The sequence below is a fragment of the Roseibacillus persicicus genome (assembly GCF_014651675.1).
GTDB classification, from domain to species: Bacteria; Verrucomicrobiota; Verrucomicrobiia; order Verrucomicrobiales; family Akkermansiaceae; genus Roseibacillus; species Roseibacillus persicicus.
This window is the reverse complement of record NZ_BMXI01000013.1, coordinates 120,462-135,917: the sequence shown is the minus strand read 5'-3', so window position 1 is coordinate 135,917 and position 15,456 is coordinate 120,462. Positions and strand designations below refer to the sequence as shown.

Here is a 15,456-nt window from a genome sequence, read left to right as displayed (position 1 = left end):
GTGCGATGGTCAGAAACTGAAAAGTTTCGGGGTTTGAACAAGACTTCAAGCCGACCGCAAAAGCACTCCGAACGACCGACATTACAACGATTCCCCGAGAAATTGGGCTTCTGACTTCGTTCACCCGTCGAGCCCGTTCGGCGACTTGTTCAGCAAAGAGAGATATGCATTCAACTCTTTGCTCGAGCTAGGTTCTCGCAAAACTCTATCGACTCAGGACTCGGCAAAAAGAATAGGCTACTGGCGAATCAGAATATCACGCGGCTTGGCTCCGTCGGCTGGTCCGATGATGCCGCGTCCTTCCATGATATCCATCATGCGGGCGGCCTTGGTGTAACCGAGGCGCAGGCGACGCTGGAGGAGCGAGGTGCTCGCTTTATTCTCGGTCATGATGACGTCGATGCACCGGGTGATGATTTCTTCATCCTCATCGGAGACATCGTCATCGCCGCTGTCGCTGGCACCACCGGAATTGATGGTGTCCTGAATACTCTTTTCAAAGCGCTGCTCGGTCTGGTTGGAGCAGAAGTCGACAATGTCTTCCACCTCTTCGTCGGAGACAAAGGCACCCTGCGAACGCTCGAGCTTGGCCGATCCGGGCGGCAGGAAGAGCATGTCGCCCTTGCCCACCAGCTTCTCCGCTCCCTTGGAATCGAGAATCACGCGCGAGTCGAGCGCGGACGAGACCTGGAAGGCGATGCGGGATGGGATGTTGGCTTTGATAATACCCGTGACCACGTCCGCACGCGGTGTCTGGGTCGCGATGATGAGGTGGATTCCAGCAGCCCGGGCCTTCTGCGCAATCCGCGCAATGGCGGACTCGACATCAGCCGGAGCGGTCTGCATGAGGTCGGCGAGCTCGTCCACGATGACCACGATGTAGGGCATACGGTCGGGGATGGCGTCTTCCTCGATGCGCTCGTCGTCATCTTCCCCATCCATGTCCATGGGTCCCAGGTCGCCATCTTCCAGCGCGCGGGCAATGGACTCGAGGTGCTCGGCATCAACCAATTCCTCTTCTTCTTCGCCTTCGGCATCGGGATCTTGCGCGAGCTCCAGCTCCTCGGTCGCCTCCTCCACTTCGGGACGGGGACGATTGTTGAAGGAGTCAAAGTTCCGCACTCCCAGCTTCGCAAAAATCTTATAGCGGCGCTCCATCTCATCAACGGTCCACTTCAGGGCTCCAATCACCTTGCGAGGATCAGTCACCACCGGCACCACGAGGTGGGGCAACTTGTTATACATCTGCATCTCCACCACCTTGGGGTCGACCATGATGAAACGCAGCTCGTCCGGGCTGAACTTGTAAAGAATGGAGGCAATGATGGAGTTGATACAAACCGACTTACCGGAACCCGTTGCCCCTGCAACCAGCAGGTGGGGCATGGCGGCAAGGTCGCCAATGACGGCGTTGCCGTAGACATCTTTCCCCAGCGCGAGCGGGATCTTCTTCTTGGAAGACCGGAACTCGGGATCCTGCAAAAGTTCGCGTAAGGCGACTGGGACGCGATTGTCATTCGCGATCTCGATCCCGACGGTGTCTTTGCCCGGCACGGGGGCGAGAATGTTGATGCGCTCGGCACAGGTCGCCCGCGCCAAGTCGGACTCGAGCGCGGCAATCTTGGAGACCCGCAATCCCAGCGACGGATAGATCTCATAGCGGGTGATGGTAGGACCACGCGTGATGTCGCCTGCGGTGACCTCCACGTTGAAGGCGCGCAGAGTCTCGATGATGGTCTGCTGGGTGGCGTAGAGTTCGTCGTGATTGCTTTCGACGGGCTCGGCGGCGTCGGAATCGTAATCGAGCAAGTCAAAGCCTGGCAGCTCGTAGTCCTCGAAGCCATCAGTGGAAATCGTGGTGTGCTCCTTCTTTTTGCGTTCGAAAGGACGCGCCAAATTGGCATCGGGCCCGCGTCGCTGGGCACCGTCGACGATCTTGGGCTCGGGAACCTGACGCAGCGGGAGGGCAACCTGTCCGTCCTCCTCGACTTCGACTGCGGCTTCCTCCTCTTCGTATTCTTCTTCCTCCCACTCTTCTTCCTCCACCACCGGCTTGGGCTTGGGTTGAGACTTTTTGCGCGCAGGCGATTTGCGGGCAGGAGCGACCGAGCGACTGGAAGGGGCACTGCCCCGCTTGGCCTCCCAGAGGGCAACCGCGTGAGCGTAAGTCTCTTTAAAGAACGAAACCGGATGCAGCCCCAAGAAGAGCACCAAACTGGTGAGATAGATGAAGCCCAGCACAATCACCGAGCCCAGATTGAGTAGCTTATAAAAGACCCCCAACCCGATGTAGTAACCGATGATTCCGCCCGCCTTGCCGGGAATCACGTTGCGGGCCGCCCAGTTGTCCCACCATCCCAGAACACCAGCCAAACAAGCCGCACTCACGAGGAAAACTGAGAACCCAGCCCAAGTCCGCCAACCGAATTGACCTTCCAATTTGAGACGACGAAACCCCAACCAAGCCACACCCAGAGGAATAAACCAAGCCGCCGCACCAAAGAACTGGAACTGCAAACAGCCCAAGATGGCCCCAATCGGCCCGACTAAATTCTGGGTTCCAGCCTTTCCCCCCGTGGTCTCCACCGACCAACGATTGAAGAAAGGCAAGTTCTCCAAGTCACTATGACTGTAGGAGATAAGGGAAAGCAGGAGCAAAAACCCCAGCGCAATCAGTCCGAAACCCCACGCATTGCGGGAGACGCGTTCGTTGGCGGGGGCTTTGCGTTTGGATTTGTTTTTAGGACGAGCCATGGGGCGGCCCCAAGACTCCCCTCATTTAAATTAAAATTCAAGTTTGTTTAACTAAAAGTCACCCAAGCCATTTGAGGGGAAAAAATCGCGAGATTTTCTTCACCCTTAGCCAGAGCAGCCCTAGCTCTCAAACTCCAGCTCATCTCCATCGCCCGAACCGTCGAAGTCGACCTCGCGAACGCGCTTCTTGTCACGAAGCTTCTCCACTTGCTTGCGAAGCAGCTCGCGCACCTTGACCCCGTCCTTAATCGCTTCCAAATCAACGATGGGATGGGAACGGTCCGAGGTATCGGCCTTGATCGTGGCCAGGCCAAAGACCCGCAGCCAAAAGGGACGAATCAAGTTGGTGTCCTTCACACGGTAAAGCTCCACCTCCCCGATCTCCTGGTTGAGAACGCCTTCATAAAGACGCAATCGCTCGCTCGTGAGCTCGAAAACCCGGCAGCGAATGGTGAGATACTTCCAAAACGCCCAAGCCAACGGCACCAAGGCCAAGGCCATCAAAGGCAAAATCCCCGAAAGAATCGCCCCCACCACAATCCCGGCCGCCAGCAAGACACAGACGACGTGAGTGCCTAGATTAAGAAGCTGCGAGGGATGCCCACGCCAGATGATATCTTCGTCTTCGTTGATTTCGTTCGTTTCCACGAGATGATCAATAGCTCTTCCCGGCCCTCAGGTCGATTGCAAGAGTTGTCCAAAATTGGAAGACCCGATTCTTACCCGCGGATCTCCTTTTTACAGAACAAGATAGCGGCGCGAAGGACCGTATTGCGATTGCGACCGGACCAATTGCGGGGTAAATAGCATCCATGGACTACGAGGAAGAAGAACGGAATTGGTTGCCGCTGGTCGCAGCAATCCTCCTAGTGCTCGGAATCGCCGGGGGAGGACTTTACTACATTCTCTTCGGGGCGAAAGAATCCCCCACCCCCATCGCACCTCCTGCCGAGCAGCCCAAGGTGACCCAACAACCCGCCGATTCCACCACCCTGCCCGCCTCTGGAATCGAAGAAACTTCAGCCGAGATTCTCGAAAATCTCAATGTCCGCGTGGAAGCTGTTCGCCCCGAAGACGTGGCCGCCACGGTGGCGAAGATTATGGAAACCGGCGACCTCGACCGCGCTTCCTCCGCACTCGGTGGAGTAGGTGCCGGGGTCTCCCCCGAGGCCCTCAAACGCCTGCAAGCGATGGCGGGCGAAAACGGCTTTCGCCTGAAGCAAGTGCGCGAAGTGGGCGAGCTGGAAATCAACCGCCGCAAGCGTTTCGCGCTGGAGTGGGAGGACGGGGCCGAGCCCCTTTTCCTCGACATGACGCGGGGAGCCAACGGCCAATGGTCGGTGGACAAGGTTCGTCTGCCCGAAGCCGCCCTCGCCGATATGCCAGCCACCACTCCCGAGGGCCAACCTGCTCCGGGAGGTTCGCCTGCCGTCGACGAAAAAGGACCTGCCCTGACCCCGGCGGAGGAAGACTCGCTCTCCGTCAGCGACTCCTTTCTCCAGGCCGCTCTCTCGCAGAATTTCTCCAAAGCCAAGTCCTTTGCCAACACCGAGATGGTCTCCGACGCCAAGATTGCCGCGATGTGCATTCTCTTCGAAGAAGGCAAATACCGCCTCAATCCCGACAAGCCTCTGCGGGCCATGTTCAACCGCGAAACCACGGCCGGCTTCCTCGCCAACGTGCTCACCAGCGAGGTCGACAAGCCTGCTCAGTTCGGAGTCAACCTGATGCGGGAAAAGCCCACCGACCCGTGGAAAGTCACCGAGATCAACCTCGACTCCCTCCTCGCTGATTACGCCACCCGCGTGGCTGGCGGCGATGTCTATTACACCCCGCTCGTCCCCAATCCCAAAGGCGGCGAGACCCTCGTGATTTTCTTTGGCTTCGATGAGGAGACTCTCGCCCCCCGCACCCAGCGCCAATTGGCCATCGTCTCCGACGTCCTGCGCACCGACCCCAATCGCAAGCTGACCCTCAGCGGACACGCCGATGCCTTGGGCAGCGACGAATACAATCGCGAGCTCTCCGCCAAGCGGGCCGCCGCCGTGCGCAATTACCTGATCGAGCAAGGCGTGGAAGCCAGCCAAATCATTTTGGTCGCCGAGGGTGAAAGCCGACCCCGCCGACCCAACGAGACCGAGACCGGAGAAGACAATCCCGAGGGACGCCGCGCAAACCGACGCACCGAAATCTATCTCGACTTTGGCAACTAGATGAAGATTCGCCACGGTCTCACCATCGCCGTCGTGGTTCTCGCCGCGACCTTTCTGGCCTACGCCATCTGGGGCCAGCGGGAGACCGAGCGACCCACCATCCGCAGCCTGCGCACCGCCCAGGATGCCGACGCACCCGATGGCGAGCCCCGTGAATTCGAAGATGGCTGGAAGGTCCCAAGCTTCGACCCGCGCATCGAAATACTCACCGGCATCGACCTCTTCCGCGTGCCAGTCGCCAGCCGTCTGGACTACCCCATGGGCAGCGCCAACGGGGCTTTGACTTACAATGCCCAGCCTTTTTGGGAGATGAATGCGAGCCGCGGAGGCCGTCACACCGGTGATGACCTCAACGGAATCGGTGGGCAAAACAGCGACCTCAACGACCCCGTCTATGCCATCGGCAACGGTCTCGTCATCTACGCCGGCGAACCCGATCCCAGTTGGGGAAAAACCATTCTCATCGCCCACCGCCTGCCGGATGGACGGCTCATCCAATCCATGTATGCCCACCTCGCCACCATCGAGGTTCCCCTCGACGAACCAGTTGTGCGCGGACAGCAAATCGGTCGCGTGGGCAACGCTGGAGGACAATACCTCGCTCACCTGCACTTCGAGATTCATGAAGCCGACGGCGTCAGCCTTGGTCAGGGCTACATGAACTACCGAACAAACCGATTGAACCCAATCGAAACAGTGGAGTCCCTCCGCCCCACCGACCCCACGAACCTCGGCCCCTCTGTCAGCGAAATCGTGCAGGAGATTCAAAGAGAGAATCTCCCCTTCCCCACCGGCTTCTAGGAAAAAGGACGGACCGGAGGTCCCCAAACCCCAAAGGACCGCGAGTGCCCCCACTCGCCCCACTGCCCCGGCTCTCTGAAACCTCGAAGCCCCTTAGCGCCCCCGAGCCTCACCCGGTGACGGCTGATGGAAAAAAGCCCGCTCACCCAGCCCTTCAACCATCTCCATTCTAAAGAAACCCGCGCGGTAGGGTCCCTTTGACAAAGGGACCGCGAATGGTCAGGAATATTCGAAGGGTTCTCTCGCGGACAACGGCCGGAGGCCTGGGGACCTTCCCCGAACATTCGCGGCTGTTTTGGCAAAACAGCCCTACCAACGGAGCAGGGACATTCCTGTCCCTGGCACGGTCCGTCCGCACCAAATCCGTCCCTCTCAAAACCTCTGACACCCCGGGGCTCTGCCCATGGACAGAAATGTCCATGCTCCGGTAGGGTCCCTTTGATAAAGGGACCGCGGATGGTCAGGAATATTCGAAGGGTTCTCTCGCGGACAACGGCCGGAGGCCCGGGGACCTTCCCCGAACATCCGCGGCTGTTTTGTCAAAACAGCCCTCCCGATGGAGCAGGGACATTCCTGTCCCTGGCACGGTCCGTCCGCACCAAATCCGTCCCTCCCAAAACCTCTGACACCCCGGGGCTCTGCCCATGGACAGGAATGTCCATGCTCCGGTAGGGCCTTTTTGATAAAAGGACCGCGAGTGCCCCCACTCGCCCCACTGCCCCGGTTCTCTGAAACCTCGAAGCCCCTTAGCGTCCTCGAGCCTCACCCGGTGACGGCTAATGGAAAAAGCCCGCTCACCCCGCCCTTCGACCACCTCCACTCCCAAATTCGAAGTAACCCCTAGGTCGAGCAAGCAAGCTTTGCTCTTCCCGTGCACTTCAAAGAACGAACCCATCCACCCCAAAGCGGCAGCAAGCTGCGCGCACTCCAAAAGATCGCCCTCGGCCCGCATGCATTTCCACGAGTTCGAATGGCTTTCTCGGGAACGACGGCCGAGGACCAAAAGAGCTCCCTCGCCCCTCAAGCTCTTGATTGTCTTTCGGGTTGCACTGCGGGCGGTCTTCCCTGAGCTTGGCTGCCCAAAATCATGAAACTCGAAGTACCCTCCGACGTAGCCGCCGCACCCGCCGATGCCGAAAAGACCTCTTCCGGCCTCGCTTCCAAAGTCCTCACCGCGGGCACCGGCTCCGAAAAGCCCGGCGCCGCCGATACCGTGACCGTTCACTACTCCGGCTGGACCACAGACGGAAAACTCTTCGATAGCTCCGTCGAGCGCGGACAGACCATCAGCTTTCCTCTCAACCGGGTGATCAAAGGCTGGACCGAAGGCCTTCAACTCATGGTGGCGGGCGAAAAGCGCCGCTTCTGGATTCCTGCCGAACTCGCCTATGGCGAAAACCCCGGCGGTGGTCGCCCCGGTGGCATGCTGGTCTTCGACGTCGAACTCTTCGAGTTCAAGAAAGCTCCCGAGCCTCCCAAGACCCCCGAGGATGTCGCCGCCGCTCCCGCCGATGCCGAGACCACCGCTTCCGGCCTCAAGTCCCGCGTTTTGCAAAAAGGAACCGGCTCCAAGAATCCCTCCGCCACCTCTCTGGTCGAAGTTCACTATTCCGGCTGGACCACCGATGGCGAGCTCTTCGACAGCTCCGTCGCGCGCGGCGAATCCATTTCATTCCCCCTCAACGGAGTCATCAAAGGTTGGACCGAAGGCGTTCAGCTCATGGTCGAAGGAGAAAAGCGTCGCTTCTGGATCCCCGCCGATCTCGCCTATGGCGAAAACCCCGGCAACGGCGCTCCCGGCGGCACCCTCGTCTTCGATGTCGAACTACTAGAAATCAAGTAGTTGGCTTTTAATGCTTCGGAGTGTTTGGACAGAATGAACAAAATTCTTCTAACGAATGCTCTGGAGTTTTTTGGGGTTCCTTCGACTCCCAAGCTATCTGGAACCGAGTCTTCAGACTTTGGTTTTTGAGTTTTTGAACATTAGGTTTTTCCCACCATGCGCCTCAAGTTGACCATCGCCTATGACGGGCGCCCCTTTGCCGGTTACGCCACCCAGCCCAATGGCAACACGGTGCAGGATAGGCTGGAGGCCGCTTTGGCCGAGGTCGTCAAGGAGCCGATTCGGGTTCACCACGCCGGTCGGACGGATGCGGGAGTTCACGCTCTCGGTCAGGTCGTTCACTTCGACGCGCCCGAAACCTCGTCGATGAACCCCTTCAACTATCTGCCCGCCCTCAACTCCAAACTCCCGTCCACCATTCGGGTGATGGATTGCGAGGAGACGGCCCCGGACTTTCACGCCCGTTTTTCGGCCAAGGAAAAGACCTATCAATACCGCCTGTCCCTCGCCCCCGTTCTCCCTCCCCTGGATGCGGGCTTGGCCTGGCACCTTCCCCGCCAACTCGATCCCGTAACCCTGGAAGAAGCCCTCGCGCTCTATCTCGGCGAGCACGACTTTCGCAATCTTTGCGCCAAGCGCGGCAACGAAACCGCCGACACCGACTATTGCCGCACCATCTCGCGCAGCGACTTCGAGACCACGCCCGATGGCTACCTCCTGACCTTTGTCGGGAATGGCTTTCTCTACAAAATGGTCCGCATGCTCACCGGCTCCGCCGTGCAAGCCTCCCAAGGCCGCCTGCGCCTCGACGAGGTCAGCGACCTGCTGGACGACACCAATAGCGAGGGCCGCAAGCCGCCCCTCTGCGCCCCGGCGGATGGCTTGACTCTGCTACAGGTCAGCTATTAGCCGAACGTTCCCAATCTAACAGTCTAGCTACTTTTTCTTCCCTCCGCCGGGAGCAAGGCAATCTCGTGTTGGCATCCTTTCACCCCGGCTGTTGGGAACGCGGGAGGCTCGCTGAAGAGTCCCTCCAACGTGGTATCTGCTTGCCAAGTCTGCCTGAAAACCTTCCCTTTGCAGACTCCATAGAGAACGTTTCATGAAAGCCGCCCTATTCTGTCTTTTTTCCACCTTTTCACTCACTCTTTCCGCGCAGGCAGCTCCTCTGGCACCCGCTCAACTTTCGGTCAACGAAGGTCGGGAAGCTCCTCTCGGATTTCACGATGCCGTTCCTTCCTTTTCTTGGAAAATGCAGGACGACCGCCCGGGTGCCCGCCAGACGGCTTACCAAATTCTGGCGACCAATCCCCGAACTCAGGAAGTCTGGGACTCGGGCAAAGTTCTCTCCTCGCAGTCGGTCTATGTCCCCTATCAGGGCCCTGCGCTACAATCCCGCGATCAGCTTCGTTGGCGGGTGCGCTATTGGGACCAGGAACAAAGCGAATCCCCTTGGAGCGAATGGACCAAACTCGAGCTGGGACTTCTCTCCAACGAGAATTGGAAAGGAAAGTGGATCAATCAGGGGGCAGCTCCCACCCTCGAAAAAATCTATCACATTGTCAGCGCTACCTATGGCGATCCCAAGGAAGGCGGTTTGCGGGTCGACCTCACCGAAAAGCTGACCGCCTTTCTGGCCACCAGCAGCGAACCGCTTACAATCCAAGTCGGTAATCCCGCAGTCTTTCCTCCCGGCGACCTCGTGCCCCATGTCGAAAAGACCTTTGTCGTGACCTATCGCAAAGCTGGCCACGAGCAAACCACCACCGTGAAAGATGGCGAGTCCGTTGACTTTCCCGCCGAAAGCACCCAGCCGGTGCCAACCTTCCAGAGAACTTTCACCCTCGAGAACGCCCCCGAGAATGCGCGTCTCTACCTGACCTCACGCGGAATCTTCGAGGCCAGTCTGAACGGCCAAAAGGTCGGGGATGACTTCATGACACCAGGCTGGACCAACTATCACGAAAAGATTGAAACACTGACCTATGATGTCGGCTCTCTTTTACGAGCGGGAGAGAACGAGCTCCGGGTGAAGGTCGCCAAGGGCTGGTATGCGGGTACTATTCTGGACAGCTATTGGGGCGAAGTGCCCGAGTTACTTGCCCAACTCGAGTGCGATGGCGAGGTCAAGATCGTGACTGACGAAAGCTGGCAAGTCTCCACCGCGAGCCCCATCGTGATGGCTGATATCTACAATGGCGAGGACTACGACGCCCATCGTCGAATCACCCCCGAGAGCTTTCGCCCGGTGGAGACCAAGGATGTGGAAGAAAAGCCCCTGCTCCGTCCCAAAGCCTTTCAAACAGTAAAAATCACCAAAGAGGTCGACCCCGTCAACCTCGACCAACGCAAGGATGGCAGCGTGATTTACAATCTCAACCAAAACATCGTCGGCACCTTCGCGATCAAGATTCCCGTCAAAAGGAATCAACTGGTCACCATCACGGTAGCGGAGATGCTGAATGCCGATGGTTCGCTCTATCGCGAAAACTATCGCAAGGCCCGTTCGCTGGCGACCTATCTCCCGGCGAAGGACGGCGTCATTGAGTATCGCCCTTCGCTCACCTTCTTCGGCTTCCAGTATGCGCAGATCGAAGGCTACGACGCGGAGCATGAACCCCAGCTGGATTGGATACGCGGACTTGTTCTCCATTCCGATTTCCAACAGACCGGCAGCTTCACCTCATCCCATGAGAGGTTGAACAAGCTGCAATCGAATATCGAGTGGAGCCAGCGTGGCAACTTCCTCGACATCCCCACCGACTGCCCCCAACGCGACGAGCGTCTGGGCTGGACCGGTGATGCCCAGGCCTTCTCGCCGGTGGCCCTCTACAACTTCGATACCCACGCCTTCTTCACCAGTTGGATGGAGTCCATGCGCATCGACCAACATCCCGACGGGATGGTCCCCAACATCATTCCACCTGGCAAATACAAGAACTGGGGAAACGCTCCCGGCTGGGGGGATGCCATCTACCTCATCCCCTGGCAGGTCTATCTCCGTACGGGTGATCGCAAGATTCTCTCCGACAATTACGAAGCGATCAAACTCCGGCTCTCCAAATACGAAAGCGACCTGAAGGGCAACCTCATTCAACGGGATGAGGGGTTCGGCGACTGGCTCCAACCCATCCTCTATCATGGAACCGAGAAGCTGGCGGGCCCCGAGAACCCCGCCACCGGACAGCCCGAAACACGCTACGGCGAGACCCCTCGCGACTTTCTCGGCTCCTGCTTTTTCGCACGCGGTTGCCAAATCGCAGCCGACTGTGCCCGCATCCTGAACAAATCTGAGGACGAAAAACGCTACCGCGAGCTTGCGCAAGGAATCGCGGCCGCCGTCGCCAGCACATACTTTGACAAGGAGGGAAAGACCACCTTGCCGGTCGAAACGCAGACCGCCTATGTCATGCCTCTCGCCTTTGACCTCCTTCCTGCGGATCTTGCCACGATGGCAACCGAGCATCTCGTTGCGCGCATCGAGGCGGATGGCAACAGGCTCAACACCGGCTTCATCGGAACGGCCCTTCTCTGCCAAACCCTCGACAAGGTCGGCGAACTCGAGACTGCCAGCAAGGTCCTCTTCACCAGCGAATACCCCAGTTGGTTCTACTCCATCGACCAGGGTGCCACCACCATTTGGGAACGATGGAACAGCTACACCAAGGCCGATGGCTTTGGCGATGCCGCGATGAATTCCTTCAACCATTATGCCTATGGGGCCGTGGGCGAATTTCTATACGAACGCCTCGCGGGCCTCGCCCCCGATCCCGCCAACCCCGGCTATAAGCACATCCTGATTCAGCCAGCCTTCGAGGGCCATCCCCTCACCCAGGCCTCGGCCACCCTCGAAACACGCTATGGCACTGCGAGCAACTCATGGAAGAAGACGGACGCTGGTATCGAGATGACCACCGTGATTCCACCCAACACCACCGCCACCATCACGCTGCCGAAGAAAACATTGGAAGTCACTGCGGGCACCCACACCTTTCTGGTGAAATAAAGGCTGCGGCCAAACCCTGAGTCGCAGCCCTCTGCGCCCCGGCGGATGGGCTCACCCTCCTGCAGATGAGTTACTAAAAGCCACCTCCTGAAAAGGTGGCCTCTCCCGCTGCGTAAACAGCCCTTGTGTTACGCACTCTCTCACTTCTTATCCTCCTGAGCGCAGGTCTGTTTTCCCAAGATGGCAAGCCGGACGGCCTCGCCATCTATCAGAAGCATTGCGTCTCCTGCCACGGCGAACAGGGCGAGGGGGTGGACGAAGAATACGATGAAGCGCTGGTGGGCAAGCGATCCATCGCCTCCCTCGCCAAGTATATTCACCGCACCATGCCCGAGGACGAGGAGGACCTCGTGGTCGACGAAGATGCTCTCGCGGTGGCGGAATATATTCACGGGGCCTTCTATTCGCCCGCGGCCCAAGAGCGTCTCAAGCCTGTTCGTAAATCGCTCCTCCGTCTCACCCAGCATCAGCATCGCAATGCCATCGCTGACGTCGTGGCCTCTTTCAATTGGCGTCGCACGGATCCCGGCAGTCGCGGATTGAAGGCGGTCTATCACTCCTTCCGCGAAGGCAAAGACAATCGAAAGAAGGAAAAAATCCTCGAGCGGGTCGAAGAACAAGCGGCCTTCGACCTCGCGACCAACGAACCCATCGAGAACCTCAATCCCGAAGAATTCGAGATCACCTGGCTCGGCAGCCTGATGCCACCCGAAAGTGGCCGCTATCAATTTCGGCTCAAGACCCCGAACGGAGCCCGCCTTTTCCTCAACGAAATCTGGCGCGAAGAAGGAACCCTGATCGATGGCTGGGTTTCCTCCGGCAACGAAATGCGCGTGCTTACGGGCGAGGCCGAACTGCTCGGCGGCTACCCGGTATCCATCAAGGTCGACTACCTCAGCTTTCAGGAAAAAGTCTCTTCCTTGGTCGTAGAGTGGAAACCACCGCACGGAACCTGGGAAGCCATTCCGACGAGGCATCTCTGGCCCGAGAATGCCCCCACCATAGCCATCGTGACCACCTCCTTTCCCGCTGATGATGCCTCGCTGGGCTACGAACGGGGCTCGTCGGTTTCCAAGGCTTGGCAGGACGCCACCGCGAACTCCGCCATGGAGACCATCGCCTTGTTAGAACCTTATTTGGACAGCCTGACCAAATCAAAACCCAAGCAGCCCGAACGCGCGGAGAAGCTCGCCGCCTTTTGCCGCACCTTCGCCAAGCGGGCTTTTGCGCGCCCCTTGTCGCCGGAACAGCAGGAGCGCTACGTGGACCAATTTTTCGCCCAGTACGATCCCGAGGAGGCCCTGCGCCGCTCTCTCCTGCTGACCCTTTCTTCGCCCTATTTTCTCTATCCCGAACTCGGGGCTCGGGAGGACAGCTATCAGGTCGCCCGTCGTCTCGCGCTCGCGCTCTGGGATTCCGTCCCCGACAACCAACTCTGGAAAGCGGCGGAAAAGGATGAGTTAAAGGAAGACTGGCAACTACAGAAGCAAGCCAGCCGCATGCTGCAGGATCCGCGCGCCAGACAGAAGGTGGGACGCTTTTTCCACCACTGGCTCGCGCTCTCCGAACGGGAAGATTTGCGCAAGGACTCGGAGATGTTCCCAGGCTTTGACGAAGAACTCATCGCCGACTTGCGGGTCTCGCTGGACCTCTTTCTCAATGAAGTCATTTGGTCGCAGAGCTCGGACTACCGCCAGCTTTTCACCACGCCGGATCTCTATCTCAATAGTCGCCTTGCCGAGTTCTACGGGAGCCCGAACAGGCCCGCTCACTTCGAGCGCCTTCCGGCTCCGGACAAGAAGAGAGCGGGAGTCTTCACCCATCCCTATCTTCTCGCAGCCTTTTCCTACAACAAGCAGACCTCGCCCATCCACCGTGGGGTCTATCTGGGCCGCAATGTTCTCGGTCGCTATCTCAAGCCACCCCCGGAGGCGATCGAGTTCAAGGATGCCGACTTCGATCCCACCCTCACGATGCGGGAAAAGGTGACCCAGCTCACCAAAGACGCCTCCTGCATGTCCTGCCACGAGATCATCAACCCGGTCGGATTCAGCCTGGAACAATTTGATGCCGTGGGTCGCTTTCGCGAAAAGGAAAATAACAAACCCATCGACACAAAGAGCGTCTACCCCACCCCCGACGATCAGGAAATCCCCATTGGCGGCCCGCAGGACTTGGCCCGAATCGCCATCGAAAGCTCCGATGCCCATCGCGCCTTTATCCAGCATCTCTTTCACCACCTTGTCCAACAACCCGTCGCCGCCTATGGTCCGGAGACCATGGACGAGCTGCACCACCAGTTCGTGCAGAACGAGTTCAACATCCAGAAACTCATCATCCACATCGCGAAACTCAGCGCCCGGCCAGCGCCTCAGAACTAGCTTGAGGTGTGCAGCCTATCGAAGGTCCTACAGCTCGACAAAAAGGAGGGTCCTAAAAACGATTTCGCCCTATCAACGATTCGTGGGAACCGTCGATAGGGCGATGAATTTGAAAAGGACAGAGAGACTCTATTCGTCAGCTCCCTTGAGCTCTTTCACCCACAGGTTGCCGAACTCCATGGCGGCTCCGTGATGTTGCAGGGCGATGGGGCCGGACTTTTTCACGGGAGGAAGGGTCGCCTCGAAGAGGACGCACTTGCCATTGAGATAGACAGTGAGCTCCTCGCCCACCATGCGGATGACGAAGCGATTCCATTCACCAGAAGGATTGTCCGCCTTCACCCGGGGAGTGACGGCAGCTTTGTAGGGAAGTCCGACGGCCGAGTTGCGCACCCCGTAGACCTCGCCCGAACCAATGGTCCAGTTCCACATGTTGACTTGGGTCTGAGCACTCCCACGAAGGTAGATTCCGCTGTCGAGTTCCTCCACTTCCGCCCGCATGACCTCGTCCTTAGCTCCCCGCATATCGAGGCCGTTTGGCAGCACGATGGGTTGGGCTTTGGTGGGGCCTTTGTCGGCAAAGCGCCAGTCACACACGAGCTCGAAGTCGGTGTAATCTTTCGTTCCCCATAGGTTCTTGTCCTTGGCTTCGCTCTTTCCATCGTAGGTAATCTTCCAGCCATCCTTGGCTACCCAGTGGCCTTCCTGACCGGCATCCATTTTCCACTGCGAAAGGTCGCCCGCCGCCAGGAGACTTTCGTAACCCATCTCAGCAAAACGCTCATCTTTTTCACCCGTAGGCAAATAGTGGGCCTCCTCGGCATCTTTCCCAAAAGGCACTTCGGTGATGCGCACTTTGCGCCAGCTCACGACGTCGCCGTGACCACAGAAGGCGATGTGCCCCTTGCGACGCTTGGCGCCTTCGTGCTTGGGATGACTTTCATTCAGCTCATCGAGATTGGCATCGAGGATGGTCACGCCGTTCAACTCGACCGAAACGCGGGGACCACGCACCGTGACGCGCTCGAAGTTCCACTCCCCCACCGGTTTGAGAAAACCCTTCTTGGCCGCTTGCAAAGTGTAGAGCGAGCCGTGCCACTGATAGTCCTTCAGCTTGCCCTGATACTTCTCGGCGGTGTTGTCCAGAATCTGAATCTCCATCCCTTTGTAAGCGGCATCGCCCTGTCCCGGGTAGTGGATCCCGAGCCCATTGTTGGCACCAGGAGTGAGCTTGAACTCGAACTCCAGAATGTAGTCTTCATACTCCTTGGCGCTCACCAAATTGGAGCAGCCCGGCTTCGAGCTGATGACGCCGTCTTCGAGGACGTAACCCGCTACTTCGGTTGCGCCTTCCCCGGTCTTCCAACCGGTGAGGTCCTCGCCTCCGCTGAGGTTCAGCCAATCCCCCCACGCCATGCCGGCGAGGCCAATTACTAGAAATCCCGTAAGTCGTTTCAT

The 15,456-nt window shown here is 58.5% G+C and carries 9 protein-coding genes; 6 read left to right on the top strand and 3 right to left on the bottom strand.

Translation table 11 applies throughout. The annotated features are described in order from the left end of the window. Nucleotides 1-237 precede the first annotated feature (237 nt). Nucleotides 238-2,754 (bottom strand): FtsK/SpoIIIE family DNA translocase, encoded by a 2,517-nt coding sequence (locus IE099_RS15095; protein ID WP_189571524.1) that lies wholly within the window; start codon nt 2,752-2,754, stop codon nt 238-240. A gap of 120 nt (nt 2,755-2,874) precedes the next feature. Next, the gene (locus IE099_RS15090; RefSeq protein ID WP_189571521.1) at nt 2,875-3,402 is read right to left on the bottom strand and encodes a PH domain-containing protein; all 528 of its coding nucleotides are present in this window, start codon (nt 3,400-3,402) and stop codon (nt 2,875-2,877) included. A 164-nt stretch (nt 3,403-3,566) separates the two neighbouring features. Between IE099_RS15090 and IE099_RS15085 the strand changes: the two genes are divergently transcribed. From IE099_RS15085 to IE099_RS15060, 6 genes are all read left to right on the top strand, one after another. Next, nucleotides 3,567-4,967, top strand: a complete 1,401-nt coding sequence (locus IE099_RS15085) for an OmpA family protein (protein ID WP_189571516.1) — start codon at nt 3,567-3,569, stop codon at nt 4,965-4,967. Continuing rightward, nucleotides 4,968-5,768, top strand: a complete 801-nt coding sequence (locus tag IE099_RS15080; RefSeq protein ID WP_189571512.1) for a M23 family metallopeptidase — start codon at nt 4,968-4,970, stop codon at nt 5,766-5,768. It begins immediately after the preceding gene. Nucleotides 5,769-6,855: 1,087 nt separating this feature from the next. Continuing rightward, nucleotides 6,856-7,611: an FKBP-type peptidyl-prolyl cis-trans isomerase gene (locus IE099_RS15075; RefSeq protein WP_189571510.1), complete on the top strand. Its 756-nt coding sequence runs from the start codon at nt 6,856-6,858 to the stop codon at nt 7,609-7,611. Between the two features lie 156 nt (nt 7,612-7,767). Continuing rightward, nucleotides 7,768-8,520 carry a tRNA pseudouridine(38-40) synthase TruA gene (gene truA / locus IE099_RS15070; RefSeq protein WP_189571507.1) on the top strand — a complete coding sequence of 251 codons (753 nt, stop codon included), beginning with the start codon at nt 7,768-7,770 and terminating at the stop codon, nt 8,518-8,520. A 193-nt stretch (nt 8,521-8,713) separates the two neighbouring features. Next, complete coding sequence (locus IE099_RS15065; RefSeq protein WP_189571504.1) at nt 8,714-11,617, top strand: family 78 glycoside hydrolase catalytic domain; 2,904 nt, start codon at nt 8,714-8,716, stop codon at nt 11,615-11,617. A 125-nt stretch (nt 11,618-11,742) separates the two neighbouring features. Continuing rightward, on the top strand, nt 11,743-13,998 hold the full coding sequence (locus IE099_RS15060; protein ID WP_189571501.1) for a DUF1592 domain-containing protein: 2,256 nt from the start codon (nt 11,743-11,745) through the stop codon (nt 13,996-13,998). A 129-nt stretch (nt 13,999-14,127) separates the two neighbouring features. On the opposite strand, the gene IE099_RS15055 is transcribed toward IE099_RS15060, so the two are convergent. Beyond that, complete coding sequence (locus IE099_RS15055; RefSeq protein WP_189571498.1) at nt 14,128-15,456, bottom strand: 3-keto-disaccharide hydrolase; 1,329 nt, start codon at nt 15,454-15,456, stop codon at nt 14,128-14,130.